The sequence below is a fragment of the Azospirillum lipoferum 4B genome (assembly GCF_000283655.1).
Taxonomy (GTDB): domain Bacteria; phylum Pseudomonadota; class Alphaproteobacteria; order Azospirillales; family Azospirillaceae; genus Azospirillum; species Azospirillum lipoferum_C.
On the sequence record NC_016622.1, the window covers coordinates 22,123 to 48,347 of the forward strand.

Genomic DNA, 26,225 nt, shown 5'->3' on the forward strand with positions numbered 1-26,225 from the left:
TGAAGCTACTGCTCCAGGCTGATCTCCGGGTGCTCCTCGGCGAGGTCTTCCCGAGCAGAAATGCTTGGGCCTCATTGAAGCCGATCCGGCAGGATCGACAGCACGACCGCGCACCCCCACAGGTCTTCCCGAGCAGAAATGCTTGGGCCTCATTGAAGCTCGATGTCCTTGGCGATGTTGCCGAACAGCTTGGTCGGGTCTTCCCGAGCAGAAATGCTTGGGCCTCATTGAAGCGGGATGTCGACGCGCTGCCATGCCGATGGATCGGGGTGGTCTTCCCGAGCAGAAATGCTTGGGCCTCATTGAAGCTATCATGAGAGGACCACTCATGAACGAAACGAAAAGGAGTCTTCCCGAGCAGAAATGCTTGGGCCTCATTGAAGCACCATCGGCGGCGCGGTCCTGAAGGCGGGGGCCGGCCTCGTCTTCCCGAGCAGAAATGCTTGGGCCTCATTGAAGCATCGAGCACATCTCCTCCGGCCGCGACTGGGACCTCGGTCTTCCCGAGCAGAAATGCTTGGGCCTCATTGAAGCGGTTTCGAACTGAACCTTGGCGAAACGCAGCGCCCCGGTCTTCCCGAGCAGAAATGCTTGGGCCTCATTGAAGCAAAGACGGAACGGCGCAGATGGCAACGCCGGTGGTTGTCTTCCCGAGCAGAAATGCTTGGGCCTCATTGAAGCCATGATTTCTTGCGCCACACCCGCAGGCGCCACGCGGCGTCTTCCCGAGCAGAAATGCTTGGGCCTCATTGAAGCAACGCGACGGCGGTCTCGGTCAGCACCACGTCGATGGTGTCTTCCCGAGCAGAAATGCTTGGGCCTCATTGAAGCTTGTCCATTTCGACCAATTTGCCCATCGCCTTGTTCGGGGTCTTCCCGAGCAGAAATGCTTGGGCCTCATTGAAGCGTGTCCGTCCGGCCGGTCGGCAGCCAGATGGCGCACGGGTCTTCCCGAGCAGAAATGCTTGGGCCTCATTGAAGCACGGTCGGGGTGCCGAACTTCTCCGCGAAGACCAGCCGTCTTCCCGAGCAGAAATGCTTGGGCCTCATTGAAGCCGAGCGTCAACGGGAGATCGTTCGGCGGCTCGACCGGTCTTCCCGAGCAGAAATGCTTGGGCCTCATTGAAGCAGGAGAACGCCGACGGTCACCGCCGCGCCGATCAGCGGTGTCTTCCCGAGCAGAAATGCTCGGGCCTCTTTGAAAAGCTCCCCGAGGGTCGTGTCGCCACAGCTTCGCTCGGTCGTCTGCGGCGGGCGCCGCTCTCGGACCCTGGCCGGGAGTGTGGAGCTGTTCTGGCCGGACGCTGGCGTCTGTGGTAGGAATAAATGCCAGAACCCCAACCATGGAGTTTCCTCGCATGGTCCCCGTCCGCCGGCTCTCCCGCCGCCCGCCGCCCCGGCACCGCCGTCCTGCGGCACCGCCGCTGCGGTCGCATGTTTCATCCCCTGCGGCCGGGAAACCTCTTCCATCCCGGCAGCTTGACGCCGGGCGGCCGGTCCGGTGAACAGTTGAACAGGGTGGCCGGAACCGTTTCACGCCGTTTCAAACGTTCCATTCGCAGAAGCGCGGCCGGCCGGCGCGGCCCGCTGCCCGGGGGCGGATCGAAAGGCTGTAGCGCGGCGGCAATTCCCGGTATGGTGCGGCGATCTTTTCGTGTTCCCGCCGTCCCCCGTTCCCGCCGCCCCCCGTTCCCGCCGTCCCCTGGAGCCGCCGCGATGACCGACACCCCCGTCCCCACCCTGCTCGAAGCGGCGAAGCGTTTCCGCAGCAACGATCTGGCTGGGGCGGAAGATGTCTGCCGGGCGATCCTGGCGACCGACCCGCACAATGCCCAGGCGCTGCATCTGCTGGGGCTGGTCGCCGCCCACACCGACCATCCCGACTATGCGCTGACCCTGTTCGCCCAGGCCATCGCGGAGAACGGCAACGACCCGTCCTTCCACAACAGCCGCGGCAGCCTGCTCTTCCAGCAGGGCCGTGCGGCGGAGGCGGAGGAGGCGTTCCGCGCCGGCCTTGCCGTCAACCCGCGCCTGCCGGAACTGCACGGCAACCTGGGCAACGCGCTGAAGGCGCAGAGCCGGCTGGACGAGGCGGCCGACTGCTTCCGCGCCGCGCTCGACCTGCGGGCGGAAGCGCCGGAGATGCACCATTTCCTCGCCGCCACCCTGCGCGAGCTGGGCGAGCTGGAGGAGGCCGAACGGCATTTCCGCACCGCGCTGGAGCAGGCGCCCGACTATCTCGACGTCCATTACAGCCTGGCGGAGCTGCTCTCCACCCGCGGCCGGCTGGCGGAGGCGGAGGCGGAGTTCCGCATCGTGCTGGCCGCCGCCCCGCGCTTCGTCCCGGCCCAGGTCGGGCTCGCCCATGTGCTGCAGAGCCTGGACCGTGCGGCGGAGGCCATCGAGGTGATCGAATCGGCGCGCGAACAGGCGCCCGACCACCCCATGGTGAAGTTCACCCGCCGGCTGATCTATTCCAACGCGGTGCCCGGCTGGCACCTGCCGATGATCAACGATTTCGAGCGGAACGAGGCCTACAAACAGTCGCTGGAACGGGCGGTGAAGCCCGATTCCCTGGTGCTGGAGATCGGCACCGGCTCCGGCATCGTCGCCATGATGGCGGCGCGCGCGGGCGCGAAGAAGGTGGTGACCTGCGAGGTCAACCCGATCCTGGCCCGCGTCGCCAAGGAAACGGTGGCGCGCAACGGCTATGCCGACCGCATCGACGTGGTGCCGCGCCTGTCCACCCAGCTGACGGTGGGCGAGGGCGGCGACCTGCCGGAGAAGGCCGACGTCTTCGTGTCGGAACTGATCAACATCGGCATGCTGGCCCCGCGCATGCTGTCGGTTCTGCAGCATGCCCGCACCCATCTGGTGAAGCCGGGCGGCGCCATCATCCCGCGCGCCTCCACCGTCTACGCCATGCTGGTGGAGACGCCGGAGCTGGCCCGCATCAACCCGGTGGAGACCATCGACGGCTTCGACATGGGCAGCTTCGACGTCTTCCGCTCCCCCGGCTACCAGCAGATCGACCTCGGCGCCGACGCCCACACGCCGCTGTCCAAGCCCTTCACCGCGCTGGATTTCGACTTCACCCGCAACATGCCGGAAGAGGGCGAGCGGGTGATCGACGTGACCATCGTCACCGCCGGCACCTGCCACGGCGTCGCCTTCTGGTTCGACCTCTTCATGGACGACGAGGTGGTCTACAAGTCGGAAAGCCGCGCCCGCACCAACCATTGGAAGCAGGCGATGACCTTCCTGGAAAAGCCGATCGCCCTGTCGGCCGGCGACCGCCTGCGCATCGTCGCCCGCTACGACAACAACCAGATCTCCTTCGGGGTGGACGGGTTGATGGGGGGTAAGGGCGTTTGAGCGAAGCCGTCGCCTCACACACACCCTCCCGCCGCGCCATCGCGTCCTGGTGCCTCTACGACTGGGCGAATTCCGCCTACAACACCATCATCACCACCTTCGTCTTCTCGGTCTATTTCGCCCGCGGCGTGGTCGGCGACCCGGTGGAGGGCACGGCGCGCTGGGGAGCGGCGATGACCGCGGCCGGCGTCGCCATCGCGCTGCTCAGCCCGGTGCTGGGCGCCATCGCCGACCGGGCAGGGCGTCGCAAGCCCTGGATGGCCCTGTTCACCGGGCTGACGGTGGCCTTCACCGTGGCGCTCTGGTGGGTCAGGCCCGATCCGGCCGATGCCGCCTTCGCGCTTGCCTGCGTGGTGATCGCCACCGTGTCGTTCGAACTGGCGAACGTCTTCTACAACGCCAGCCTGCCGGGGCTGGTGCCGCCGCGGCTGCTGGGAAGGGTGTCGGGCTGGGGCTGGGGCATCGGCTATTTCGGCGGGCTGACCTGCCTCGTGCTGGCGCTGGTCGGCTTCGTCCAGGCGCCGGCCCCGCTGTTCGGCCTGTTCGGGCTGCAGTGGGCGGATTGGGGCGAGCAGGCGAATGTCCGCGCCACCGCGCTGCTGGCCGCGGTGTGGTACGGCGTTTTCGCGCTGCCCTATTTCCTGTGGGTGCCTGACGAACCCTCGACCGGCCAGGGCCTGCTGCGGGCGGCGCGCGATGGGGTGGCGACGCTTGTCGCCACGCTGCGCGAGGCCCGGCGCTACCGCCAGGTGATGCGTTTCCTGATCGCCAGCGCCTTCTACCGCGACGGCATCAACACCATCACCGCCTTCGGCGGGATCTTCGCCGCCGGCACCTTCGGCATGAGCTTCGAGGAAATCCTGGTCTTCGCCATCGTGCTGAACGTGGTGGCGGGGGCGGGGGCCATCGGCTTCGCCTGGATGGACGACCGGGCCGGGGCCAAGCCGGTGATCCTGATCGCGCTGGCCGGCATGTCGTTCTGCAGCGTGCCGCTGCTGCTGGCGACAGACCGGCTGTGGTTCTGGGTCTTCGCGCTGGGGCTGGGGCTGTTCTTCGGACCCGCGCAGGCGGCGGGACGCTCGATGATGGCGCGGCTGGCCCCGCCGGGCATGGCGGGCGAGATGTTCGGGCTCTACAGCCTGACCGGACGCTTCGTCGGCTTCTTCGGGCCGCTGCTGTTCGGGCTGGCGACCCAGGCCTTCGCCAGCCAGCGCGTCGGCATGGCGACGGTTCTCGCTTTCTTCGTGATCGGATTCGGGCTTATGCTGGCGGTTCGCGAACCGGCCCGTTAGAAAAAGGGCCGCGTCAAAGCGCCGCACATGAGACCATTCGAGGGCAGAGCTGTTACCTTCGTTTTTGCTGCGACGCACAAAAGTCGAAGCCGAGGGGTACGGACCATGCTGCACATCAAAGATATCGAAGCCTTCGCCCGCATCAACGAGGCGCTGAACGAGAACGACGGCACCGGGCAGGCCGATCATGCCGGCCACGATCCCGCCGGCCCGTCCCATCCCGCGCTGGTGATGGCGATGCTGGCGACCGGCCGCCTTCCGCTGTCGTCCGTTTCCAATTCCGCCGTGTCCAAACCGGCCGACCCGCTGTCGCCCTGGGCCAGGATGCTCCGCCGCTCCTGACCGTCACAACAGCGATAGCTGGTCCCCGGCGGCCGGCGGCACCCGGAAGCGGCTGCAGTCGAGCTGCCAGCTTCGGTCGCCCAGCCCATGCTTCCTGCAGGCCAGCTTGAAGCGGTGGCGCAGCAGTTCGGCGTAAGGGCCGGTGCCCTTCATCCGTGTGCCGAAGCCGGAGCGGTAGAGCGCGCCGTCACGGCTTTGCCGCATCAGGCTCAGCACACGGTCGGCGCGGTTGGGGGCGTGGGTGCGCAGCCATTCCTCGAACAGGGTGGCAATCTCCAGCGGCAGGCGCAGCAGGATATAGCTGGCGGCACGCGCCCCGGCGCCGGCCGCCGCCTCCAGGATCGACTCCAGCTCGTGGTCGTTCAGCGCCGGGATCATCGGGCTGGCGAGCACCGCCACCGGTACGCCGGCCTCCGCCAGGGTTCGGATGGTCTCCAGCCGGCGCGGCGGGGTGCTGGCCCGCGGTTCCATCACGCGGGCGAGGTCGCGGTCCAGCGTGGTCACGGAAATCGCCACCGAGGCCAGCCCATCCGCGGCCATCGGCGCCAGGATGTCGAGGTCGCGCAGGACCAGCGCCGATTTGGTGATGATGCTGACCGGCTGGTTGAAGTCGCGGCAGACCTCCAGCACGCGCCGGGTGATGCCCTCCGTCCGCTCGATGGGCTGGTAGGTGTCGGTGTTGGCGCCCAGCGCCAGGGGCTGGCAGACATAGGATTTCGCCCGCAGCTCCTTCGCCAGCAGATCCGCCGCGTTGCGCTTGGCGAACAGCTTCGTCTCGAAATCCAGCCCCGGCGACAGGTTCAGATAGGCATGGGTCGGCCGGGCGAAGCAGTAGATGCAGGCATGCTCGCAGCCCTGATACGGGTTCACCGACTGGTCGAAAGCGACGTCGGGCGACTGGTTGCGCGCGATGATCGACTTGGCCGAGGCCGGGGAGACGGTGGTGCGCACGGGATCGGTCAGCGCCTCGTTCCCGCCGGACGCATAGCCGGTCCAGCCGTCGTCGGTCAGGACGCGGGTCTCGCGCTCGAAGCGGCCGGTGGCGTTGCTCACCGCACCACGTCCCTTGATCGGCGGTCGCTTGATCTCATCCATGGAGGCAGCTTAGCCGCGGCCAAAGCGAACGTAAAGAGAACAAAGGGCCGGTCTGCACTTGGTTTGCCGAACATACCCAGCAAACATAAAGATATCTTTATGCTTGCATGGTTCCGGATCCGCTGATACACCCTTGGCCAATTACAGCGGCAGGGCCGGGGATCCGGTGCGCCCGAAACTCCGCTGCCCGAATCGTCACCGCCCACCAGGAGTCATCCCTCATGGCCGCCGAATTCACGGACTACAAGGTCAAGGACATCAGCCTCGCGAACTGGGGCCGCAAGGAGATCACCATCGCCGAGACCGAGATGCCGGGCCTGATGGCCCTGCGGTCCGAGTTCGGCGATAGCAAGCCGCTGGCCGGCGCCCGCATCGTCGGTTGCCTGCACATGACCATCCAGACCGCCGTGCTGATCGAGACGCTGACCGCGCTCGGCGCCACCGTGCGCTGGTCGTCCTGCAACATCTTCTCCACCCAGGATCAGGCCGCCGCCGCCATCGCCGCCGCCGGCATCCCGGTCTTCGCCTGGAAGGGCGAGACGGAGGAGGAGTTCTGGTGGTGCATCGAGCAGACCCTGCGCGGCCCGGACGGCTGGACCCCGAACATGATCCTGGACGATGGCGGCGACGTCACCCAGATCATGCACGACAAGTATCCGGAGATGCTGGACGGCGTCCGCGGCCTGTCGGAAGAGACCACCACCGGTGTCCATCGTCTGTATGAGATGATGAAGAAGGGCACGCTGAAGGTCCCGGCCATCAACGTGAACGACAGCGTCACCAAGTCGAAGTTCGACAACCTCTATGGCTGCCGCGAGTCGCTGGTCGACGGCATCAAGCGCGCCACCGACGTCATGGTCGCCGGCAAGGTCGCCGTGGTCGCCGGCTATGGCGACGTGGGCAAGGGCTCGGCCGCCTCGCTGCGCTCGCAGGGCGCCCGCGTCATGGTGACGGAGATCGACCCGATCAACGCGCTGCAGGCCGCCATGGAAGGCTATCAGGTCATCACCATGGACGAGGCCGCCCCGCTGGGCGACATCTTCGTCACGGCGACCGGCAACGTCGACGTCATCACGATCGACCACATGCGCGCCATGAAGGACCGTGCCATCGTCTGCAACATCGGCCACTTCGACAGCGAGATCCAGATCGACGCCCTGCGCAATCTGGTTTGGGAAGAAGTCAAGCCGCAGGTCGACGAGGTCGTGTTCCCCGACGGCAAGCGCCTGATCGTCCTGGCCCAGGGCCGTCTGGTCAACCTGGGCTGCGCCACCGGCCACCCCAGCTTCGTGATGAGCGCCAGCTTCACCAACCAGGTGCTGGCCCAGATCGAGCTGTGGACCAACGCCGCCAACTACGAGAACAAGGTCTACGTCCTGCCCAAGCACCTGGACGAGAAGGTCGCCCGCCTGCATCTGGACAAGATCGGTGCCAAGCTGACCACCCTGACCGACAAGCAGGCCGAATACATCGGCGTCAAAGCCGCCGGCCCGTACAAGCCGGACCACTACCGCTACTAAGCGCGTGTGGGATTGAATGAAAAAGGGCCGTCCCGGTGGGGTGGCCCTTTTTTCTTGCGGCGCTTGTCACCGAGCGAAAGCCGCATCACCATACGAAGGAAAAGCAGCGGAGGATGGCATGAGCCATATCGGCAAGAGGGATGCGGGCTATGATGCACAGGCATCCAAGCAGCGCGTCGACATTACCCTCAACGAGGATCTGCTGCGGCTCGCCCAAGGTTACACCGACAACCTGTCGGGTACGATAGAGACACTCTTGGCCGCCTGGATGCAGGATGAGCGGCGGAAACGGGATGACGATCCGGCGCATCGGCGCAAGGTTGTTGCGGCCTGGAACGCATTCGACGAGAAGCACGGGCGCTTCGCGGACGAATGGAACCGGGATTTCATGCCGGAAGACCAGGACCGCTGATGGCGCAGTTCGACGTGCATCGCAATCCGGGGCGAAGCAGAACGGTTATCCCCTATCTCTTGGTCGTGCAGAGTGACCGTTGGGAGGATCGCACCGATCGGGTGGTGGTGCCGTTGGTTCTCGCCAGCGAGATTTCCTACCATGATCGGACGCTCAATCCGGCATTCGCCGTGGAGAACATCACGGTGTTGATGAACCCGCTTCAGATGGCGACAATTCCCGCCAAGCTGCTCGGACCATCGATCACCAACCTTGATGGCGAGCATATCCGAGTGATAGCGGCACTCGACGCTCTGGTTGCTCAAGGCCGGTAGGAGGATGCTGGAGCCTCGCAGGACTGTGTGTCTTCACTGCTGCCCCAGCCACTCCACCATGCCCTTGCCGGCCGCCGCGCCCATGGCGAAGCAGCCCTGCAGCAGATAGCCGCCGGTCGGCGCCTCCCAGTCCAGCATCTCGCCGGCCAGGAACAGGCCGGGGCGGCGGGCCAGCATCAGCCGGTCATCCAACTCCGACAGGCGGACGCCGCCGGCCGAGGAGATCGCCCGCTCGATGGGGCGGAGGCCGGTCAGCACCACCGACAGCCCTTTGATCTGGCGGGCCAGCGCCACCGGGTCGGACAGGTCGGCGGCGGGGGCGAACTCGCGCAACAGGGCGGCGCGCGGGCCGGTCAAGGACAGCGACTTCTTCAGGAAGGTGGACAGCGACTCCGCGCCGCGGCGGCGCAGGCGCTTGACCAGTTCGGCCTCCGCCATGTCCGGCAGCAGGTCCAGCGTCAGGGTCGCCCAGCCCTCGGCGGCGATGGCGTCGCGAAGCGGGGCGCTCAGCGCATAGACCGCGCCGCCTTCGATCCCGGTCTCGGTGATGACGAACTCGCCCTTCAACCGGCGGCCGGCAGCGGACAAGCCGACGCTCTTCACCGGCTGGCCGGCGAAGCGGCTGCGCAGGTGATCGGACCAGGGCACCTCGAAGCCCATGTTGGACGGCACCAGCGGCGCCACCTCCACCCCCAGCCCCTCCAGCAGGGGGACCCAGCCGCCATCCGATCCCGTGCGTGGCCAGCTCGCCCCGCCCAGCGCCAGCAGGGTGGCGCGCGGGGCGACGGTGACGCTCTCCCCACCATGGTGGAACGTCAGCGCACCGGTCCCGTCCCAGCCGGTCCAGCGATGGCGGCTGTGCAGGGTGACGCCCAGCCCGTCCAGCTGCCGCAGCCAGGCGCGGACCAGGGTGGAGGCCTTCATCTGCACCGGAAAGACGCGGCCGCTGCTGCCGACGAAGGTTTCGATGCCCAGCCCGGCGGCCCAGCCGCGCAGGTCGTCGGGCGAGAAACCGGCCAGCAGTCGGCGGAACAGCGGTTCCGCCGCACCGTAACGCGGCAGGAAGCGGTCGAGCGGTTCCGAATGGGTCAGGTTCAGCCCGCCCCGCCCGGCCAGCAGCAGCTTGCGCGCCGGGGTGGGCGTGTGGTCGAACACGGCGACCCGCAGGCCGGTGGCCGCGGCGATTTCCGCCGCCATCAGCCCGGCAGGGCCGGCGCCGACGATTGCCACGTCAGGGGTGGTATGGGGCACTTGGCAGGGCTTTCACAAAAGGACGTGCCCCCGCCCTTCCCGTGCTGCGCGGGGAAGGGCGGGGGCATTCTCGTCTCGACCTCGGTTTCCCGAGTTCAGTCCTCGTAATCCTGGTCCTGCGCCACTTCCTCGGCGAGGTCGGCGGCGAGATCGGCGAAATAGCCGGCGTCGACCTCCAGGCCGTTCTCTTCGCAGATGCGCATGAAGATGCGGTAGGCGTGCAGGATGGCGACGTCGAGGACGACGAGATCGCCTTCCTCGCTGTGGCGGTCGGTGATGTCCCGCTCCTGCAGGGTGGCGACGATGTCGTGCGCGGCGGCCTGCAGGACCGCGTCCATGGCTTGTTTGTGTTGGGTCGACATCGTGTGGATCCTTGTCCCGGTCGTGCTTCGCGCCCCCGCCCGGCTGGACCGGCGCCGCATGGCCGGCGGGAGTGGTCGAACCGTCGGAGGTAACGGGCACGCCCCGGCTCAGTTTTGAAGGGGCTGTGGTCGTCCGCGATAGTTCGGCCTCCCCCTTGTTGTAGAATCCTTTTTCACGGGCGAACAAGCCCCTTCACGGAGGGCGGTGGCGTGACCTTCCGGGTAGCTCCGTACCGCTTTCCGGCCCAGCCCCTTCAGCGCTTGGCGGGGGCGAGCAGCGCCGCGCCGACATAGCCCAGCGCCTTGCCCTTTCGCCCGACCTTGTACCAGCCGCCGATGGCCTCCATCACCGTCACGCGCTCGCCCGTATTCAGCACGTCCAGCACCTTGGCGTCGCAGACCGGGGCGACGCGCAGATTGCCGGCGGCGCGCAGCCGGGCGACGGTGCCCTGGGGCAGGCGGGCGGTCTGCGCCCGCTCCGATTGGACCCTGGGCAGGTCGTCGGGCAGGGCGCAGCCGCGGTCCTCCCGGTCGGCCTTGGCATAGCGGCCGGGTTTGGCCGGGGAGGCCGGCTCGCCGCGGTCGGCCGCGACCTCCGTCAGGTAGGCGGTGGTGACGTAGCCCTGCGGCTTGCCGGCGCGGCCCACCCGCTGCCAGCCGTTCACCGGCGCGCCGAAGGCCTCCACGCGGTCGCCCTTCTCCACCGTGTCGAGAACCCGGCCCTTGGCGTCCGGCGTGGCGCGCAGATAGATGCCGGCGGTGGCAACCATCGTCCGCCGGGCGGCAACGGTCTTCTCCGGCTCTTTCGGCGCCGGCTGGCCGGCAGGTTCGGGCTGCGGCTTTACCTGTGGCAGGGGAGGAACCGCGGCGAGGGCTTGCCCCGTTTCGGCAATCCCTTGGTCGGCGTTTTGGAGATCGGCAGGCTTCGGCTCCGGTGTCCTCCCCGCGGGAATGGGCGTCCGGATCGGGGCCGGGGCCGGGGCCGGGCCGGCCTGCGGGCTGACCGGCGACAGCGGGGCAGGCACCTCCGGCGGATGTTCCCAGACCACGTCCGGGTTCGGTGGCGGCGAGACGGGTCGTGCCGGGGTCAGGCGGGGCAGGGCGACAATGGGGGAGGCGGGCGGGGTGAAACGCTCGGCCGGCGTTTCGGCCGGCATCTGGGCCAGCACACCGGTTGGCGCGGCGAGCAGCAGGACCAGCGCCGATGCCCGCCGGAGCCCTTTCGGAAACGCGTCGCCCATCGGCCCTCACCCCTCAGTCAAGCGTGATGCGGGCGATCAGCGTCGGCAGGGTCTGGCAGCGCAGAAGCCCGTCCAGCGTCCGGTGTTCGGTCAGCCGCAGGGTGAGGGCGCAGCCGAAGGAGTTCACCGCCAGTTCGGTCTGCGCCAGGGTGCCGACGATGCTGGACGGCCGCGCGATGCTGTAGCCGGGGGCGCCCAGCTTGCCGGCCAGCGCCCCGTTGACCGGGCTGAAGCCGTCGATCTCCAGCGTCATCGGTCCCAGATTCTGCACCACCACCTCGGAACTCGGATCCTCCTTGGTGGCATAGAGCTGGATCGGCACGGCCCGGCGCCGCGCGATCCAGTCCTTCAGCGCCAGATTGGCGACCACAGGATCGCGGCTTTGCAGCGCCGCCTCCATCGCCGTCTGGCGCAATGCCGGGTCGTTGCCGCCCAGCGCCGCTTCGAAGGCGGCCAGCCGTGCCGCGCGGTCGTTGCCGGCCAGTTTGCCGCGCAGGTCGGCCAGCTGGGCGATGCGCGCCTCGACGGCCCGGCGTTCGGTCTCGGCACGGGAGGCTTCGGCCTTGGCGGCGGCGGTCTGCTGGGCCAGCCGTTCCTCTTCGCGTCGGCGGCGTTCGGTGTCGTCGGCCAGCCGTTGGGCGGCATCGCGGTCCAACTGTTCGCGCAGGCTCCTGGCTTCGGCAGTGCCCAGCACCACGGTGCGGCCGGGCAGCTCCGCGGCGGGCTTGCCGATGCCCTCGAGCAGGCCGGGGGTCTGCGGCGTCAGCGCGACCGTCCAGCCATCGGCGCCGCGGGTGCCGTGCGCGGTCGCCACCCAACTCTTCGCCAGACCGGCATCGGCCGCCGGGCGCAGGAAGGTCACCGGCCCTTCGCGGCTGTCGACCAGATAGGTCGGGGCACCCAGCACCACCCTGGCGGTCACCCGCGCCGCCGCTCGCGGTTCCGGCGATTGGGCGGCCGCGTCGGGCAGCGGCTCCACCATCAGCGATTCGATGCGCCAGGGCGCCGGCAGCATCGCCTCGATGCGGGCGCGGATGGCGGTTTCCAGACCCTGTTCAGCGGAGGCCGCCACCTCGGCCCGGGCATATCCGGAGGGCAGGGCGAGTGCGACACCGCCGGCCAACAGGGCAGCGATGGCGCCGGCCGCGACGCAGCCCGCGAATCGTCGGTTTCCCGGTCGTTTCATCGCCGATCCTTCCACTTCCACCGCCCGGTACGTCCGTCAGGCCGTTCCGCCCGATCGGTGTCCGCCCGATTCCCGCAGGAATGATTCGGCACTGGTATAGCGAAGGCGTGAGCCAAAGGAAGCGGCTTTTTCCCGGCAACCTGTCGATCTGCGGTTGGAAGCGATACCCGCCTGCGCCCGATTGTCGCGCTGAACCGCAGCCGTGGGTCGAAATTGACTTGGATGGCACACGCCGCTTGCAATATCGTCACACAAATGGATGTATTGCCCCGAACCAAGCGGGCGGGACGCGCAACGGATGAGGAACGGGAATTCCCATGGCGGGCACGGGCGGAGGTAAGGAAGGGCCGGGGCTGCTCTGCCGCAACGTGAAGGTGAGCGGGCGTCGAACAAGCCTGAGGATGGAGCCGTACATCTGGGACTCGCTGAAGGAAATCTGCGAGCGTGAACGGCTGTCCTTGAACGAGATTTGCAGCCGGATCGACGAACGGCGGGGGGAGGCGAACCTGACCGCCTCCATCCGCGTGTTCATCGTCAGCTATTTCCGCACCGCCATCGGCAACCGCGGCTTTTCGGAAGACGGTCCGTCGCCCCTGCTGCGCAAGGCGTTGGACGACGCGGTTCCGATGGACTGATGGCGGGCAGGCTCGGGCGACGAACGCTCACCAGCGCAGGCTGGGCATCGCATAAGTCGGCATGTGGCCGGAGGCGTCGGCCAGTGCCCGCAGGTTGACCGGGTCGACCGCCTCGCCCCATGCCGCTCCGCCCAACTCCTCCTGATGGATGCCGGCGGTGACCAGAGCCACGTCGATTCCTGCGGCGTTGGCGCCGGCGACATCGGTGCGCAGGCTGTCGCCCACGGCCAGGATGCGGCTCTTGTCCGCGATGCCCAGCAGCTTGAAGCAGCGCTCGTAGACCGGAGCATGGGGCTTGCCGTGCTGGCGCACGTCGCCGCCCATCTCCTCGTACCGGGCGGCCAGCGTGCCGGCGCAGATCACCAGCATCGGCCCGACCATGACCACGAGATCCGGGTTGGCGCAGATCATCGGCAGGCCGGCGGCAAGGCAGGCGTCCAGTTGCGGCTGATAGTCCGCCACCGTCTCGCCGAAGGTCACGATGCCGGTGTTGACGACGAAGTCGGCCTCGGCCGGGGTTGCCGCAACCTGATAGCCAAGCCCGTCATAGACGTCGGTGTCGCGATCCGGCCCGATGTGGTAGAGCCGCCGGCCGAGTGCCGCGTGCCAGGGGTCGTCGCGGTCGCGCAGGGCCTCATAGCTCGCCTCGCCCGACGTCATGACATGGTCGTAGCGCTCGCGCCCCAGCCCCATGCCATCGAGCTTTTCGATCACGCCGGTGGTACGGCGCGGGGCGTTGGACAGGAGGCACACGGTCTTGCCGGCGGCGCGCATGCGGTCCAGGCAATCGGGCACGCCGGGATAGGGCTGCTCGCCGTCATGCAGAACGCCCCACAGGTCCAGGATGAACCCGTCATAGCGGTCGATGACCTCGGCGATGCCGGAAATCTGTCGGATGTCGGCCATGGTGTCCGGTCGGTTGATGGTGGGTTGAAAGTCGAATTGCGTCAACAAGCCGGCCTCAGCGCGGTTGCAGCAACTCCGCATAGACCGCCAACGTGTCGGCGCACATGCGGTCCTTGGTGTAGCGGTCCGCCACGAAGGCCATGGCGCGGGCGCCGATGGCGTCGCGCTGATCCGGGCTCAGCGACAGCGCCTCGTCCAGTGCGCGGGCCAGCGCGTCGGGATCGTCCGGCGGCACCACCCAGGCGGTTTCGCCGGGGACGACGGTCTCCTGATAGGCGCCGATGGCCGAGACGATCACCGGCTTGCCCATCGCCTGCGCCTCCACGATCACCCGCCCGAAGGCTTCCGGCTCGCGCGAGGCGGAGACGACCACCGTCGACAACAGGTAGGCCGCGGCCATGTCACTGCAATGGTCGGTCATCCGCACCACGCCGCGCAGGCCATTGGTGGCGATGCGGTTCTCCAGCTCCTCCCGGTAGCCGGTGCGGCCCTGGTCGGAGCCGACCAGCAGGGCCAGCACGTCCTTGCGTCCCAGCTTGGCCAGCGCGTCGATCAGCACGATCTGGCCCTTCCAGCGGGTCAGCCGGCCGGGCAGCAGGATCACCGGCCGGTCGTCCGGCAGGTTCCATTGCTTGGCGAGCGTCACCAGCCGCGTCGGGCTGACCCGGTCGGGGGCGAAGACGCTGCGGTCGATGCCGCGGTGGATGACGCGCACCCGCGCCGGATCGACCGGATAGTTGCCCAGCACATGGTCACGGATGAAGCCGGAGATGGCGATCACCCGCTCGCCCCGCGCCATCACTGAGTTGTACCAGCGCTTCAGCCGGCCGCCGACCGGCCCGCTGCCGAAATTATAGGGGGCGTGGAAGGTGGTCATGTAGCGCGCGCCGGTCTCGCGGCAGGCCAGCCACGCGCTCCAGGCCGGGGCGCGGGAGCGGGCATGGACGATGTCCACCTTGTGCTCGCGGATGATGGCGGCCAGTCGGCGGGCGTTGCGGCGGATGGTCAGCGGGTTCTTGGAGGCCAGCGGCAGGGTCAGGTGGGCGATGCGGGCGCGGTCCAGTTCCCGCACCATCGGCCCGCCTTCCGATGCCACCAGCGGGGCGCCGCCTGCGGCCTGCAGGGCAAGCGCCATGTCGATGCAGCCGCGCTCCGCCCCGCCGGTGACCAGAGTCGGCACCACCTGCAGCACCGTCGGCGCCCGGCCGCCCGGCCAGTGGGGGAGGCGGGTGTCCTGATGGGCGTCCGCGTTGCGCGGGGACTGGTCGGTGGTAAGGTGGGGGTCGAAATCCATGATGCCGGCTGCTTCGCAAGGGGCGGCCCGGGACCGGCCGCGGGCCGCGGCATGCCGGCGTCCGTCGAACCGGTGTCCGACCGTATGCCGGTATCCGTTGCCGAAGGTGACCGTATGACCGAAACCGCAGCCCAACCGGGCGGCGCGCACCATAGCCTAACGCGCGGTGCGGCGACCATAGCCTATCACCACACCCCTGCCGGTCCGTCCGGACAGGGCAAGCCCGGCCTCATATTCCTGGGCGGCTTCATGTCCGACATGACCGGCGGCAAGGCGACCACGCTGGAGGCGTGGGCGGTGGAGCGCGGCCTGTCCTTCACCCGCTTCGACTATCAGGGCCACGGCACTTCCAGCGGCCGTTTCGCCGACGGCACCATCGGCCTGTGGGCCGACGACGCGCTGGCGGTGCTGGACCGGGTGACGACGGGACCGCAGATCCTGGTCGGCTCCTCCATGGGCGGCTGGATGATGCTGCTGACCGCGCTCCGCCGTCCGGAGCGGGTGGCCGGGCTGGTCGGCATCGCGCCGGCCCCCGATTTCACCGAAGACCTGATGTGGGACATCTTCGACGCCGACATCCGCCGGCAGATCATGGAGCAGGGCGTCTGGAACCGCCCGTCGGAGTACGGTCCCGAACCCCAGCCGATCACCCGCGCCCTGATCGAGGACGGCCGCAACCACCTGCTGCTGCGCGGCCCAATCGCCTATGGCGGTCCCGTCCGCCTGCTGCACGGCCAGCGCGACCCCGACGTCCCCTGGCAGCTCAGCCTGCGAATCGCCGAAGCGCTGACCGGCGACGATGTCCGCATCACCCTGGTGAAGGACGGCGACCACCGCCTGTCCCGCCCCCAGGATCTGGACCTGCTGTGCCGCACCGTCGGCGCCCTGGTGGATGAGATTGGAGCGGTTTAGCGCGCTGCCAAAAAAACGTCGCCCGCGTGAAACGGAGGCTTGCATAGCCGCGAACCTCTGGCTATAACGCGGGCCTCTACGGAGGGGTGGCCGAGCGGTTGAAGGCGCACGCCTGGAAAGTGTGTATACGTCAAAAGCGTATCGAGGGTTCGAATCCCTCTCCCTCCGCCACGAATTCAGCCCAAGCAATTGATTTGCTTGGGCTTTTTCATTTCCCGAAAGTGCCTTCCCCACAGTTTGCCCCACACTTTTGATCGCATTGTTGCCGCTGTCAGCGGACGTGGACGGACGGAAACCCCTTTCTCACAGATTGCCAGAAGTTTCGCCCGCATGTGGCGTTGCGAACCGCGGAGAGGGTAAGGCTAGAGAGTTGGGGCAAAACAGCGTCCCCAGCGTCCGCAGCGTTCCCGCAGCACCTATTTCATTGAAGATATTGAGTAATATTGGGGACGCATAGCCGGCTGCCAGCGTCCCCGCTGAACACGTTCAGCGTCCCCAATTCGAGCCGCGGCCGCTGTGCTGTACCGCGATCCTATAGCGCCGTTTGATGCCCCCCCAAACTTGGTTAAAAAAGAAAACCAAGTTTGCGATTTTGCGCAAGTTCGCTATTATGGGATCCAGCTCATGCTAGCAGAGCGCTGGGGGATATAAAGGCGATAATATGACCATCGACGCAGCAGAATATCGAACACCGGGTCAGCTTATCGAGGCGCTTTTGAAAGATCGCGGCTGGACAAAGCGCACTTTGGCTATTGTCTTAGATGTGGACGAATCGGGAATTACCCGCATTGTGTCTGACAAGCAGTCGGTCAGCGCTGCGATGGCGCTGTCTCTAGAAGAGGTGTTCGGTGTAGCTGCTGAGCGTTTTCTTGAGCTTCAAAAAGACTATGATCTTGCCAAAGCGAGAATTGCCGCGCGCCCTGATCCTGGCAGAAAGACACGTGCGCACCTTTTTGGAGGCTTGCCAGTCGCTGAAATGATTAAGCGCTGTTGGATTGAAGCTGATGACATTCGTGATGTGCCAACGGTTGAGAGATCTCTTGCAAAATTCTTCGGGGTAGACTCGCCAGATCAAATCGAAATTTTGCCTCATGCCGCTAAAAAGACGATTGTTGGGCCTGAAGTAACATCAACTCAACTTGCTTGGCTATACCGTGTCCGCCGCATTGCAAGTGAGTTGATCGTAGCCCCATACACAACACAGAGCGGTCAAGAGGCAGTAAGAAGGCTTAGTGATTTACGCCGTCATCCGGAGGATTTGAGAAAGGTTCCAAGAATACTGAATGAGGCTGGGATCCGATTTGTTCTCGTTGAGACCTTGCCGTCAGCAAAGATTGATGGGGTCTGCTTTTGGCTCAATGAACGATCCCCGGTGATTGGTCTTTCCATGCGTTATGACAGAATAGATAACTTCTGGTTTGTGCTTCGGCATGAAATTGAACATGTATTGCAAGGACATGGTAAGTCTGCACCAATATTGGATGCTGAACTTGAAGGAGAAAAGGCTGGGGTAAATTCAAACATACCAGAAGAAGAGCGAGTAGCTAATGAAGCTGCATCTAACTTTTGTGTTCCAAAAAAGATGATTGATGCGTTTGTTGCAAGGAAAGCTCCATTTTTCTCTGAGGTAGATCTCCTTGGATTTTCAAAAACTATTAATGTTCATCCAGGTCTTGTTGCTGGGCAGCTCCAGAGGTTGACGGGTCGATATGACAGATTCCGGAATCACTTGGTAAAGGTGCGAAGCTTCATTGCACCTAGTGCAATCGTCGATGGTTGGGGCGACGTTGCCCCAGTAGACTTTTAATCAAATACTAGAGGAAGATCATCATGAGTAAGAAGCGAGATATGCAGCGTTTAATTCGAGCCTGGAAAGATGAGTCTGGGGAGCAAGAAATTGATATGCAAAAGGTGGCGCTGTATGCGCTGAAGAAAGGTTGGCCTATGCCCCAACCAAAATCGCCAGTTGAAATGTTGGCGAAGCAATTTTCTGATGCGGCGCGTGAAGAAATCGGCCGAGATCCCAATACTGGGCGCCCCTATCGAGTTTATCATGCGGTGCCCGTTCAAAGTGGGCAAATGACATTCTACACATGGTGGGATATTAACGAAGCCCCTCGAAAAGTTATGCACAAGTCTCTTGTTAATAGAAGAGAGCAGATGATTGGAGATGGTTTGCAACTTACTTTGGATGCCTCTTATTGGAACAGTAGGCATCCCGATGAAGAGCCGATTGCATTGCCAATGGACCTATCTCTAGATATCGAATGGCGTCTGAATGCGCCAGACGATAATGAGGATGCTGCTTGATGAGACTGTCGCTTGAACAGGTACATCAGATCTACCTGTTCAAGCGGCAGAAAATCAGTTTGTTTCCATTCCAGCCTACATAGATTTGCCAACGATATTCTGTATTACAGATTCCGGGCGAGAGGCGCAGCCCGCTCGATAGAGCGCAGTCTCGGCTCCCCCGCGGCATAGGTTCGCTTCGGCTCAGACGAAAAACTCATCGTCGGGCAAGTCCAGATCGTAGATGGAACCTCCCGCCTCGCCGTGTTGCGCCAGCGACATGGCGATGGCGCAGGCCAAGGCGCCGTCGATCCGCTCCCGCGCCTTACCCTTGCTGAAGAGCCGGTTGCCGGCCCGGTCGGTCTCCACCTGGATGTGGTCGGAAGCACTAACGCAGCACCTCATGCCCGCCGTGCTGGAACTGCCGCCCAATGATGGCGCGCTCCAACTCCTTGGTCGCTGGCGCCATCGTCACCCACCCCTGCCGCACCTCCACAGCCGGATAGCCGTCCTCGGTCAGCGTGTTCAGCGTGGACCGGGCAAGGTGCGGGTCGATCCCCACCGACACCACGTTGAAGCGGTCGCACAGGTCGCGGATGCAGTCCTCCACCGCGCGGAAGTCCACCACGTTGCCCGGCGTCGGTTCGATCAGTCCGACATCGGCCCAGCGCACATAGGGCACCCCGTCCCGGTCCTGCCGGCCGCGCAGGTTGTCACCCGGACTCATCTCAACGAACGGACCCGTCGAGTGAGCCTTTTTCATTTTGCGCTGCTCTTCAGCATACAGCCGGCGACTTGCTCCGATGCGCCAAATAGAAAAGCCCGCCCACATCCGGCAATGCCGGTGCGGGGCGGGCTGTCAGTCGTTTCCGGTGCCTGGAACGGAAGGGGAGATGCCCCTTACTTCGCCCGCGACACGCGGCGCAGGAAGTCGATGAACTGCGCCTGCTCTTCCGGGGACAGGTCCTTGACCATGCCCTGGTCGTGGGCCTGGACGCGCGGGATCAGGTCGTCCATCAGGGACTGGCCTTCCGGCGACAGGCGCAGCGCGTAGGAGCGGCGGTCGTTGGGCGAGGGGGCGCGGACGACGAGGCCGCGCGACTCGAGACGGTCGATCACCGCGACCATGGTCGACCGGTCGATGCCGACCGCCGTGCCCAGGTCGGACTGCGACAGCCCCTCGTTCTCGCGGATCATGATCAGCACGCCGAACTGGCCAGGCGTGATGTCGTGCGGAGCGACCGCGTTCTGAAAGCTCTGGAACACCGCGACCTGGGCCTTGCGCAGGTTATACCCCACGAGCTCGGGAAGGGGGCCAAGGGCGAGCTTGCCGTTCTTGCCGGGGCGCAGACGCGACCGCCGGTCGGCGGGGGTGGAACGCTCGTTTTCAGTCACCGTGGATGCCATGTTTTGGATGAATTATCGGATGAACGGATAAAATGCGGGTATGGCTTTCGTTTGTCAGCAAGAACTGCACGGTCGATATGATATGCATGCCAGATATGCGTGAAACGTATTGGTTGGCGCCCATACAAATTCCATCTTGAAGAGTCAAGAAGTGGTCGACGCCGATTTGACGCCGATCGCCCGCCCTGCGGTTTCCCCTGCCGCTTGCGGGTTCCCGAATCGGAGCTTCCGACGCCCGGTCCCCCCCAGACCGGGCGTCTTCGTTTCCGGACGCCGGTGGGCTCCGAGTCGCCCTCCCTCGAACAGGAAATCGGCTCCGCTTTGCAGGGCAGGGCGGATGGTTGGACGCTTGGTCCGTCGGCGGCTTTCGGGTTAGCTGTTCGGGAGCGTTCCAATCTTGAGAGCCGATGCCATGGCCTTCGCCATTCCCCTGTGGTCCCAGCCGGCCGTCCCCGTCGTGGGCGGCGATCCGTTTCCGGTGCGCCGCATCTATTGCGTCGGCCGCAACTATGCCGCCCATGCGCGCGAAATGGGCGCCGATCCCGACCGCGAGCCGCCCTTCTTCTTCATGAAGCCGGCCGACGCCATCGTCGCCGACGGCGCCACCATTCCCTATCCGCCCCGCACCGCCAACCTGCACCACGAGATCGAACTGGTGGTGGCGATCAGGACCGGTGGCCGCGACATTCCGGTCGACCGGGCGCTGGACCATGTGTTCGGCTATGCCGTCGGGCTCGACATGACCCGGCGCGACCTGCAGAACGCCGCCAAGAAGGAAGGCAAGCCCTGGGACATGGGCAAGGGCTTCGACCGGTCGGCGCCGTGTTCCGCCATCCGCACCGTCGCCGACATCGGCCATCCGGACAAGGGCGCGGTCACCCTGCAGGTGAACGGCGAGTTGCGGCAGAAGGGCGACCTGTCCGACCTGATCTGGTCGGTGGCGGAGACGATCTCCTACCTGTCCGGGCTGGTCGAGCTGCAGCCGGGCGACCTGATCTATACCGGAACGCCGGAGGGCGTCGGCCCGGTGGTGGCCGGCGACGTGCTGACCGGCGCGGTCGAGGGCGTCGGCACCCTGACCCTGACCATCGCCTGAGCCGCCGGACATGCGCATCGCGACCTGGAACATCAATTCGGTCCGCATGCGTCTGGACCTCCTCTTCCGCCTGATCGAGGAGGAGCGGCCGGACGTGATCTGCCTGCAGGAAACCAAGGTGGTGGACGCCGATTTCCCGCTCGGCCCCCTGGTGGAGCGCGGCTATGTCCACGCCCACATCCACGGGATGAAGGGCTACAACGGCGTCGCCATCCTGTCGCGCCTGCCCTTCTCTTCGCACGATGTCCAGCATTGGTGCGGCAAGCAGGACTGCCGCCACGCGCTCGCCCATCTGCCGGGCGGGATCGAGCTGCACTGCGTCTACATCCCCGCCGGCGGCGACATCCCCGACCCGGCGGTGAACGACAAGTTCGCCCACAAGCTCCAGTTCCTGGACGAGATGACCCACTGGCTGGGCACGGAGCGGACGCCCGACCGTCCGATGGTGCTGGTCGGCGACCTGAATATCGCGCCGCTGGAACAGGATGTCTGGAGCCATCGGGAATTGCTGACGGTGGTCTCCCACACGCCGATCGAGGTGGAAAAGCTGGCGGCAATGCAGGCCTCGGCCGGCTGGATCGACGCCATGCGCCGCTTCGTGCCGCCGGAGGAGAAGCTCTACACCTGGTGGAGCTATCGGGCGAAGGACTGGGCTGCCTCCAACCGCGGCCGGCGGCTGGACCACATCTGGGTGACGCCGCCGCTGGAAGGCGCGTTGCAGGGCATTAAGGTGTTGCGTGACGCCCGCGGCTGGGAACCGAAGCCTTCGGACCATGTGCCGGTGATCGTCGATCTGAACGTCTGATCGATGGGGAAGGGGGGCCGTCGCCGCGGCCCCCTTCCTCTATTCCAGCAGCCCGATATTCATCCGCAGGACCGACGGCGTGCCGTCCTCCGCCAGCCGGAACAGGTGGGCGCAGCCGTTGCGCAACTCCTCCGCCGGGTCGTCGCGCATGTTCCAGCCGGTGGCGAGCGCATAGAGGGCGCGCAGGATGCCGTTGTGGGCGACGGCGCCGGTCGGGCGTCCGTCGGCGGCAAGGTCGGCGAGCCAGCTGCGCAGGCGGGCCAGCACCTCGCGCGGGCTTTCGCCGCCGGGGGCCTTGTAGTCCAGGCCCAGCCGGTCGTGGCGGGCGGGCATGCGGCCGTCGGCGCGCAGATCCTCGGTGCGCAGACCCTCCCACTCGCCCCAATCCATTTCGACGATCCGCGGTTCCGGCGTGGGGTCGAGGCCGAGCAGCAGCGCGGTTTCCCAGGCGCGGCGCTTCGGGCTGGCGACCCAGCGCAAACCGGCCGACTCGGGCGGCAGGCGATAGCGGGCGACCCGCGCGCGGCCGGCGTCGGACAGCGGCTCGTCGATGCTGCCCTGGATGCGCCCTTCGGCGTTCCAGGCGGTCGGGCCGTGGCGGAGAATCAGCAGGGTGGTCATGACGATAGCGGGACGCCTCTGGGAAAGGATCGCCCGCAGTTTAGCGCTTCGCCGGCTTCTGCACCGGCATTTCCTTCACCTGGGCCAGGACCACGCGGACGCGCGCCAGATCGGGAGGAGGCGCCTTGGCGCCAGGAGCGGCCGGCGACTTGCCAGGAGCCTTGATCGGCTTCGATCCCGCATCGGCCACCTGCACGCGCGCCTTCGCGTTGCCGGCCTTCTGGGCGAGTGCCAGCGCCTGGGATTGGGCCTTGGCACGGGCACGGGCCTGCGCCTCCAGGATCTGCGGAGCGCGCGGTTCGCCGGTCTTCGGCGTCCAGGTGCGGAAGGGGCCGGTGTCGACATGGACATGGCCGGTGTGGGCGTACATCGCATAGCCGCCGCGCTGCATCGCCGCCGCCTCTTCCGCCAGCCGGGCCGGGGGTACGCCGGCGATGGAGAAGTCCGCCGCCTGTCCGCGCAGGTGGTAGGAATTCTCGGCGACGTTCGGGTTGCTGCGGGAGAGGCTGGCGTTGGTGGCGCTCGACCGGTAGCCCGAGGTGATGCGGATCGGCGACTCGGGCGCTGCGCCGACGCGCTGGCGCAGTTCCACCAGCATGTCGATCAGCGACGGGTCGATCGGGATCGTCTCGTCGCTGCGGCGGTCGCGGAACAGGACGGAGATCTCGCGCATCGCCGCCGGGTCATAGCCGTCGCCGGGACGCCAGTAGGTGACGGCCACCGTCTCGCCGCTGCCGGGATGGTGCAGGACCACGCTGCGCGGTGCGCCGTCCAGCTTGGCGCTTTCAAGCGACGGTGCGGTGGCGCAGCCGCCAAGCTGCGTCGCGACGGTCAGGACGGCAAGCATACCAAAGGCACGACCGGTCATGCGCATCGCTTTTCCCCCAAGCTTTGCACGCCCCAACGATCCCCGCCCGCCCCAATCGTGGCGGGGTTGCAGGTCCGATCTAATACCAAGAATGTCACACGAGGCCAGTGTGACAAAGCAACCTGTGGCGCAATCGACACGCACAAGAGTTTTCGAGGGGGAGAAAAAATTTCCGAGATTCAACCTGGACGGAGGGGCGTCCTACAGGGACAGCTCCATCCCCTCGCGGGCCACCAGCGATCCGGGGCGCATTGCTTCCGCCTCCGCCGCGATGGCGTCCAGCTCGTCGTCGGTGCGGGCAGGGTCGTGGTGGAAGATCACCGCGCGGCCGACGTCGGCGGCCTCGGCCAACCGCAGGCACTCCTGCCAGGTCGAATGGCCCCAGCCGACGCGTGCCGGATATTCGGCGTCGGTGTAGGTGCTGTCATACACCATCAGGTCGGCACCCCGCAGCAGGTCGAGGATCACCGGGTCGCGTCCCACGGCCGGATGTTCGGTGTCGGTCAGGACGCACAGGCTGTGGCCGCCATGTTCCACCCGATAGCCGGTGGCGCCGTCGGGATGGTTCAGCGCGCAGGTGCGCACCACCACGCCCGGCGCCGGTTCCAGCGTCTGGCCGGCCTGGAAGTCGCGGAACTGGCAATCGGCGCGGAAGATCTCCACCGGCACCGGAAACAGCGGCGCCGTCATCATGTCCGACAGCACGGTGCGGAAGGGCCGTTCCGGCGGCAGATGCCCGGCCCACAGCCGCAGCCGGCTGCCCGGATCGAAGGCGGGGGCGAAGAAGGGCAGGCCGCAGATGTGGTCGAGATGGCTGTGGGTCAGCAGCAGGTCGATGTCCACCGGCCCGCCGCCCCTGGCCAGCGATTCGCCGAGCGGGCGGATGCCGGTGCCGCAGTCGAAGACGATGTGGGCGCCGCCGCAGCGGACCTCGATGCAGGCGGTGTTGCCGCCATAGCGGATGGTTGTCGGCCCGGGCGACGCGATGCTGCCGCGCACGCCCCAGAAGCGGACGGTGAAGGGGGACGTGCCGCCGGCCTCTTCCGGAGCGGGCGGGGGAGCGGAATCGATCGTATTGCTGACGGTCATGACGGCGCCATGGTGGCGGTCCCGCTGGCCCAAGTCTAGCGAATCTCTTACCCCCGTCTCTCTTCCGGGGCTTCCCCTTCCGGGCGGGATGTTGGATGGTGGCGCGCCTTTCGAACGGGCGGGCCGCGAGTCGCCGACCCACGAAGGGCACCTGTCCAAACCCATAAGATGTGGTAGGTTGGGGCTCGTCGCGCATTGCGCGGCATGACCTACCAGGGTCCCCGCGCGGGTGGGGACCGGCTCCGGCGGAACCCGACGCGGATGGATCCTGACAAGCTCGCCAAAGTCCTCGCCATGGCCGAGTCGGAGCATCAGGGCGAGGCGCTGTCCGCGCTGCGCGCCGCCCGGATCATGCTGTCGCGCGCCGGCCTGTCCTTCCGCGACCTTGCGGAGCGGGCACGAACGCCGGTGCCTCCCCCGGCCGCGGAACCGCCTCCCGCCGTCGAGCCGGCCGGTGCGCCGGCCCCGCCGCCGCCGCCGGACGAGCTTGTCCGCGGCCTGCGCCGGCAGGTGAAGGATCTGGAACTGGAACTCGCCACCCTGCGCCGCCAGCTCGACAAGGCGTCGGGCGATGCCGACCGCCAGCGCGAGGAGGCCGACCGCTGGCGCACCTTGGCGCGCGAGACGGCGGAAAAGCTGTGGGACATGGGCAAGGCGCTGGAGCGCAAGCACTCCCGCCACGCCGACACCGACAAGCGGCGCGCCGTGCTGGAACTGCTGCAGGACCCCGGCAGCGCCCTGCTGTCGGACCGCGAGATCGCGCGCCGCGTCGGCGTGTCGCCGCATGACGTCAGCCACTGGCGCCGGCGGATGGCGATTGTCGGGCGCAAGCTGCGGCTCCTGCCGGTGGTGCCGCGCGGCCGGGGGCTGTGGGGCGGGCCGTCCGCCATCGGCCTGGGTGCCGCGCGGCTGGGCCGGCATCCGTCGGGCGAGCGCGAACGCCAGCGCTGGCTGGGCTTCGCCGGCGAGGTCACCATTGCCGAACGCGGAAGCCGGCGGGGACTGGCCCCTTGCGGGCGGCCCACTTACGGGCGGTCCACGTGAAGGTGGTTTTGAACGTCGGCAGGCCGGTCGCGCAATCGGGCGTTTACGGCACCAGCCGGTAACCGCCGGGCTCCGTCACCAGGATGCGGGCGTTGGACGGATCGGCCTCGATCTTCTGCCGCAGGCGGTAGACGTGGGTCTCCAGCGTGTGGGTGGTGACCGCGGCGTTGTAGCCCCAGACCTCTCCCAGCAGGGTTTCGCGACTCACCACCAGATCGCCGGCCCGGTACAGGTATTTCAGGATCGCCGTTTCCTTTTCAGTCAGGCGGATCTTCCTGTTGGCGGTCTCGTCCAGCAGCAGCTTGGCGCCAGGGCGGAAGCTGTAGGGGCCGATGGCGAAGACGGCGTCCTCCGTCTGCTCGAACTGGCGCAGCTGGGCACGCAGCCGGGCGATCAGCACCCCCAGGCGGAAGGGCTTGGTCACATAATCGTTGGCGCCGGATTCCAGCCCCAGGATGGTGTCGGCATCGCTGGCCGATGCGGTCAGCATGATGATGGGGCAGCGCACGCCTTCGCGCCGCAGCAGCTTGCAGACATCGCGCCCGTCCATGTCCGGCAGCCCGACGTCGAGCAGGATGGCGGAAAAACCGGCCCCCGCGGCTCCGGCCGCAGCCCCTGCCATGGCCCCCGCCCGGACCGCGGACAATGCCCCGGCGCCGTCGCCGGCCTCCTCGGTCTCGAACTCCTCCAGCAGCCGCAGCTGCTCCGCCAGCGACTGGCGCAGGGCGGTGTCGTCATCGACCAGGAGGATGCGCTTTGCAGGGATCATGGGGCGTGCGGCACGAAAGCGGGAAGCGGGCGCCACCGGACGGCAAGGCCGGGGCCGCGCCTTAGTAGCATGGCGGCGGTGGATTGTCGTGGTGGCTTGT

Annotated in this window: 27 protein-coding genes, 1 tRNA gene and 1 CRISPR repeat array (1 of these 29 running past the window's edge); of the genes, 14 read left to right on the forward strand and 14 right to left on the reverse strand. The window is 66.7% G+C overall.

Features of this window, described 5'->3' with window-relative positions:
- Positions 1-1,205: a CRISPR direct-repeat array (repeat unit 37 nt; unit sequence GTCTTCCCGAGCAGAAATGCTTGGGCCTCATTGAAGC) (it extends 1,377 nt beyond the left edge of the window).
- Positions 1,206-1,716: 511 nt separating this feature from the next.
- From AZOLI_RS00120 to AZOLI_RS00130, 3 genes are all read left to right on the forward strand, one after another.
- Positions 1,717-3,375 (forward strand): tetratricopeptide repeat protein, encoded by a 1,659-nt coding sequence (locus AZOLI_RS00120; protein WP_014246527.1) that lies wholly within the window; start codon positions 1,717-1,719, stop codon positions 3,373-3,375.
- Entirely contained in the window at positions 3,372-4,667 is a 1,296-nt protein-coding gene (locus AZOLI_RS00125) for an MFS transporter (protein WP_014246528.1), read from the forward strand. The genes AZOLI_RS00120 and AZOLI_RS00125 overlap by 4 nt, the downstream gene beginning before the upstream one ends.
- A 105-nt stretch (positions 4,668-4,772) precedes the next feature.
- Entirely contained in the window at positions 4,773-5,009 is a 237-nt protein-coding gene (locus AZOLI_RS00130; protein ID WP_014246529.1) for a hypothetical protein, read from the forward strand.
- Positions 5,010-5,012: 3 nt separating this feature from the next.
- Here the strand turns inward: AZOLI_RS00130 and AZOLI_RS00135 are convergent, their stop codons facing one another.
- Positions 5,013-6,104, reverse strand: a complete 1,092-nt coding sequence (locus tag AZOLI_RS00135; protein WP_014246530.1) for a PA0069 family radical SAM protein — start codon at positions 6,102-6,104, stop codon at positions 5,013-5,015.
- Positions 6,105-6,325: 221 nt separating this feature from the next.
- On the opposite strand from AZOLI_RS00135, the gene ahcY reads away from it, so the two are divergent.
- The 3 genes from ahcY (at position 6,326) to AZOLI_RS00150 (ending at position 8,350) form a co-directional block, all read left to right on the forward strand.
- A complete protein-coding gene (gene ahcY / locus AZOLI_RS00140) occupies positions 6,326-7,624 on the forward strand; it encodes an adenosylhomocysteinase (RefSeq protein WP_014246531.1) in 1,299 nt (432 codons plus the stop codon).
- A gap of 118 nt (positions 7,625-7,742) precedes the next feature.
- Complete coding sequence (locus AZOLI_RS00145; RefSeq protein WP_014246532.1) at positions 7,743-8,036, forward strand: type II toxin-antitoxin system CcdA family antitoxin; 294 nt, start codon at positions 7,743-7,745, stop codon at positions 8,034-8,036.
- Positions 8,036-8,350 (forward strand): CcdB family protein, encoded by a 315-nt coding sequence (locus AZOLI_RS00150; RefSeq protein ID WP_014246533.1) that lies wholly within the window; start codon positions 8,036-8,038, stop codon positions 8,348-8,350. The genes AZOLI_RS00145 and AZOLI_RS00150 overlap by 1 nt, the downstream gene beginning before the upstream one ends.
- 33 nt (positions 8,351-8,383) lie before the next feature.
- Here AZOLI_RS00150 and AZOLI_RS00155 read toward each other — a convergent pair whose 3' ends face one another.
- The 4 genes from AZOLI_RS00155 to AZOLI_RS00170 all read right to left on the reverse strand — a co-directional run bounded on the left by AZOLI_RS00155 (position 8,384) and on the right by AZOLI_RS00170 (position 12,390).
- Entirely contained in the window at positions 8,384-9,547 is a 1,164-nt protein-coding gene (locus tag AZOLI_RS00155; RefSeq protein WP_044550214.1) for a TIGR03862 family flavoprotein, read from the reverse strand.
- A gap of 149 nt (positions 9,548-9,696) precedes the next feature.
- Positions 9,697-9,963, reverse strand: a complete 267-nt coding sequence (locus AZOLI_RS00160; RefSeq protein ID WP_014246535.1) for a hypothetical protein — start codon at positions 9,961-9,963, stop codon at positions 9,697-9,699.
- A gap of 254 nt (positions 9,964-10,217) precedes the next feature.
- On the reverse strand, positions 10,218-11,204 hold the full coding sequence (locus AZOLI_RS00165; protein ID WP_014246536.1) for an SH3 domain-containing protein: 987 nt from the start codon (positions 11,202-11,204) through the stop codon (positions 10,218-10,220).
- 13 nt (positions 11,205-11,217) lie between these two features.
- The gene (locus AZOLI_RS00170; RefSeq protein WP_014246537.1) at positions 11,218-12,390 is read right to left on the reverse strand and encodes a hypothetical protein; all 1,173 of its coding nucleotides are present in this window, start codon (positions 12,388-12,390) and stop codon (positions 11,218-11,220) included.
- Positions 12,391-12,791: 401 nt separating this feature from the next.
- On the opposite strand from AZOLI_RS00170, the gene AZOLI_RS00175 reads away from it, so the two are divergent.
- Positions 12,792-13,025, forward strand: coding sequence for a ribbon-helix-helix domain-containing protein (locus AZOLI_RS00175; RefSeq protein ID WP_014246538.1), 234 nt, complete (start codon positions 12,792-12,794; stop codon positions 13,023-13,025).
- A 27-nt stretch (positions 13,026-13,052) separates the two neighbouring features.
- On the opposite strand, the gene AZOLI_RS00180 is transcribed toward AZOLI_RS00175, so the two are convergent.
- Both AZOLI_RS00180 and AZOLI_RS00185 read right to left on the reverse strand, forming a co-directional pair.
- A complete protein-coding gene (locus AZOLI_RS00180; RefSeq protein WP_014246539.1) occupies positions 13,053-13,931 on the reverse strand; it encodes a TIGR01459 family HAD-type hydrolase in 879 nt (292 codons plus the stop codon).
- A gap of 55 nt (positions 13,932-13,986) precedes the next feature.
- The gene (locus AZOLI_RS00185; RefSeq protein WP_044549337.1) at positions 13,987-15,225 is read right to left on the reverse strand and encodes a glycosyltransferase family 4 protein; all 1,239 of its coding nucleotides are present in this window, start codon (positions 15,223-15,225) and stop codon (positions 13,987-13,989) included.
- A 114-nt stretch (positions 15,226-15,339) separates the two neighbouring features.
- On the opposite strand from AZOLI_RS00185, the gene AZOLI_RS00190 reads away from it, so the two are divergent.
- From AZOLI_RS00190 to AZOLI_RS30850, 4 genes are all read left to right on the forward strand, one after another.
- Positions 15,340-16,137 (forward strand): alpha/beta hydrolase, encoded by a 798-nt coding sequence (locus AZOLI_RS00190; RefSeq protein ID WP_044549340.1) that lies wholly within the window; start codon positions 15,340-15,342, stop codon positions 16,135-16,137.
- Positions 16,138-16,217: 80 nt separating this feature from the next.
- A tRNA-Ser gene (locus AZOLI_RS00195) sits at positions 16,218-16,308 on the forward strand.
- A 490-nt stretch (positions 16,309-16,798) separates the two neighbouring features.
- Positions 16,799-17,944 carry a HigA family addiction module antitoxin gene (locus tag AZOLI_RS30845; RefSeq protein WP_081505888.1) on the forward strand — a complete coding sequence of 382 codons (1,146 nt, stop codon included), beginning with the start codon at positions 16,799-16,801 and terminating at the stop codon, positions 17,942-17,944.
- A 23-nt stretch (positions 17,945-17,967) separates the two neighbouring features.
- On the forward strand, positions 17,968-18,447 hold the full coding sequence (locus AZOLI_RS30850) for a hypothetical protein (protein WP_014246544.1): 480 nt from the start codon (positions 17,968-17,970) through the stop codon (positions 18,445-18,447).
- 183 nt (positions 18,448-18,630) lie between these two features.
- Here AZOLI_RS30850 and AZOLI_RS33010 read toward each other — a convergent pair whose 3' ends face one another.
- The 3 genes from AZOLI_RS33010 to AZOLI_RS00205 all read right to left on the reverse strand — a co-directional run bounded on the left by AZOLI_RS33010 (position 18,631) and on the right by AZOLI_RS00205 (position 19,821).
- Positions 18,631-18,831, reverse strand: coding sequence for a hypothetical protein (locus AZOLI_RS33010; RefSeq protein WP_197541518.1), 201 nt, complete (start codon positions 18,829-18,831; stop codon positions 18,631-18,633).
- Positions 18,815-19,153: a terminase TerL endonuclease subunit gene (locus AZOLI_RS33015; RefSeq protein ID WP_044549342.1), complete on the reverse strand. Its 339-nt coding sequence runs from the start codon at positions 19,151-19,153 to the stop codon at positions 18,815-18,817. Before AZOLI_RS33015 ends, AZOLI_RS33010 begins: the two co-directional genes overlap by 17 nt.
- Before the next feature lie 173 nt (positions 19,154-19,326).
- Positions 19,327-19,821 (reverse strand): MarR family winged helix-turn-helix transcriptional regulator, encoded by a 495-nt coding sequence (locus AZOLI_RS00205; RefSeq protein ID WP_244442493.1) that lies wholly within the window; start codon positions 19,819-19,821, stop codon positions 19,327-19,329.
- A 424-nt stretch (positions 19,822-20,245) separates the two neighbouring features.
- Here AZOLI_RS00205 and AZOLI_RS00210 point away from each other — a divergent pair, with 424 nt between their 5' ends.
- Positions 20,246-20,929, forward strand: a complete 684-nt coding sequence (locus tag AZOLI_RS00210; RefSeq protein ID WP_014246546.1) for a fumarylacetoacetate hydrolase family protein — start codon at positions 20,246-20,248, stop codon at positions 20,927-20,929.
- Positions 20,930-20,939: 10 nt separating this feature from the next.
- Positions 20,940-21,734, forward strand: a complete 795-nt coding sequence (gene xth, locus AZOLI_RS00215) for an exodeoxyribonuclease III (protein ID WP_014246547.1) — start codon at positions 20,940-20,942, stop codon at positions 21,732-21,734.
- A 39-nt stretch (positions 21,735-21,773) separates the two neighbouring features.
- On the opposite strand, the gene AZOLI_RS00220 is transcribed toward xth, so the two are convergent.
- The 3 genes from AZOLI_RS00220 to AZOLI_RS00230 form a co-directional block, all read right to left on the reverse strand.
- Positions 21,774-22,355 carry a histidine phosphatase family protein gene (locus tag AZOLI_RS00220; RefSeq protein ID WP_014246548.1) on the reverse strand — a complete coding sequence of 194 codons (582 nt, stop codon included), beginning with the start codon at positions 22,353-22,355 and terminating at the stop codon, positions 21,774-21,776.
- A gap of 40 nt (positions 22,356-22,395) precedes the next feature.
- A complete protein-coding gene (locus AZOLI_RS00225; RefSeq protein ID WP_167331724.1) occupies positions 22,396-23,223 on the reverse strand; it encodes a YcbK family protein in 828 nt (275 codons plus the stop codon).
- 201 nt (positions 23,224-23,424) lie between these two features.
- A complete protein-coding gene (locus AZOLI_RS00230) occupies positions 23,425-24,312 on the reverse strand; it encodes an MBL fold metallo-hydrolase (RefSeq protein ID WP_014246550.1) in 888 nt (295 codons plus the stop codon).
- A 261-nt stretch (positions 24,313-24,573) separates the two neighbouring features.
- Here AZOLI_RS00230 and AZOLI_RS00235 point away from each other — a divergent pair, with 261 nt between their 5' ends.
- Positions 24,574-25,356: a hypothetical protein gene (locus AZOLI_RS00235; protein ID WP_044549346.1), complete on the forward strand. Its 783-nt coding sequence runs from the start codon at positions 24,574-24,576 to the stop codon at positions 25,354-25,356.
- 43 nt (positions 25,357-25,399) lie between these two features.
- On the opposite strand, the gene AZOLI_RS00240 is transcribed toward AZOLI_RS00235, so the two are convergent.
- Positions 25,400-26,125 carry a response regulator transcription factor gene (locus AZOLI_RS00240; RefSeq protein WP_014246552.1) on the reverse strand — a complete coding sequence of 242 codons (726 nt, stop codon included), beginning with the start codon at positions 26,123-26,125 and terminating at the stop codon, positions 25,400-25,402.
- Positions 26,126-26,225: the final 100 nt, after the last annotated feature.

Coding starts and splice junctions, on each gene's coding strand:
- AZOLI_RS00120 (WP_014246527.1), top strand. CDS start 1,717: ATGACCGACACCCCCGTCCCCACCCTGCTCGAAGCGGCGAAGCGTTTC.
- AZOLI_RS00130 (WP_014246529.1), top strand. CDS start 4,773: ATGCTGCACATCAAAGATATCGAAGCCTTCGCCCGCATCAACGAGGCG.
- AZOLI_RS00135 (WP_014246530.1), bottom strand. CDS start 6,104: ATGGATGAGATCAAGCGACCGCCGATCAAGGGACGTGGTGCGGTGAGC.
- ahcY (WP_014246531.1), top strand. CDS start 6,326: ATGGCCGCCGAATTCACGGACTACAAGGTCAAGGACATCAGCCTCGCG.
- AZOLI_RS00145 (WP_014246532.1), top strand. CDS start 7,743: ATGAGCCATATCGGCAAGAGGGATGCGGGCTATGATGCACAGGCATCC.
- AZOLI_RS00150 (WP_014246533.1), top strand. CDS start 8,036: ATGGCGCAGTTCGACGTGCATCGCAATCCGGGGCGAAGCAGAACGGTT.
- AZOLI_RS00155 (WP_044550214.1), bottom strand. CDS start 9,547: ATGGCGGCGGAAATCGCCGCGGCCACCGGCCTGCGGGTCGCCGTGTTC.
- AZOLI_RS00160 (WP_014246535.1), bottom strand. CDS start 9,963: ATGTCGACCCAACACAAACAAGCCATGGACGCGGTCCTGCAGGCCGCC.
- AZOLI_RS00165 (WP_014246536.1), bottom strand. CDS start 11,204: ATGGGCGACGCGTTTCCGAAAGGGCTCCGGCGGGCATCGGCGCTGGTC.
- AZOLI_RS00170 (WP_014246537.1), bottom strand. CDS start 12,390: ATGAAACGACCGGGAAACCGACGATTCGCGGGCTGCGTCGCGGCCGGC.
- AZOLI_RS00175 (WP_014246538.1), top strand. CDS start 12,792: ATGGAGCCGTACATCTGGGACTCGCTGAAGGAAATCTGCGAGCGTGAA.
- AZOLI_RS00180 (WP_014246539.1), bottom strand. CDS start 13,931: ATGGCCGACATCCGACAGATTTCCGGCATCGCCGAGGTCATCGACCGC.
- AZOLI_RS00185 (WP_044549337.1), bottom strand. CDS start 15,225: ATGGATTTCGACCCCCACCTTACCACCGACCAGTCCCCGCGCAACGCG.
- AZOLI_RS00190 (WP_044549340.1), top strand. CDS start 15,340: ATGACCGAAACCGCAGCCCAACCGGGCGGCGCGCACCATAGCCTAACG.
- AZOLI_RS30845 (WP_081505888.1), top strand. CDS start 16,799: ATGACCATCGACGCAGCAGAATATCGAACACCGGGTCAGCTTATCGAG.
- AZOLI_RS30850 (WP_014246544.1), top strand. CDS start 17,968: ATGAGTAAGAAGCGAGATATGCAGCGTTTAATTCGAGCCTGGAAAGAT.
- AZOLI_RS33010 (WP_197541518.1), bottom strand. CDS start 18,831: ATGAGGTGCTGCGTTAGTGCTTCCGACCACATCCAGGTGGAGACCGAC.
- AZOLI_RS33015 (WP_044549342.1), bottom strand. CDS start 19,153: ATGAGTCCGGGTGACAACCTGCGCGGCCGGCAGGACCGGGACGGGGTG.
- AZOLI_RS00210 (WP_014246546.1), top strand. CDS start 20,246: ATGGCCTTCGCCATTCCCCTGTGGTCCCAGCCGGCCGTCCCCGTCGTG.
- xth (WP_014246547.1), top strand. CDS start 20,940: ATGCGCATCGCGACCTGGAACATCAATTCGGTCCGCATGCGTCTGGAC.
- AZOLI_RS00220 (WP_014246548.1), bottom strand. CDS start 22,355: ATGACCACCCTGCTGATTCTCCGCCACGGCCCGACCGCCTGGAACGCC.
- AZOLI_RS00225 (WP_167331724.1), bottom strand. CDS start 23,223: ATGACCGGTCGTGCCTTTGGTATGCTTGCCGTCCTGACCGTCGCGACG.
- AZOLI_RS00230 (WP_014246550.1), bottom strand. CDS start 24,312: ATGACCGTCAGCAATACGATCGATTCCGCTCCCCCGCCCGCTCCGGAA.
- AZOLI_RS00235 (WP_044549346.1), top strand. CDS start 24,574: ATGGATCCTGACAAGCTCGCCAAAGTCCTCGCCATGGCCGAGTCGGAG.
- AZOLI_RS00240 (WP_014246552.1), bottom strand. CDS start 26,125: ATGATCCCTGCAAAGCGCATCCTCCTGGTCGATGACGACACCGCCCTG.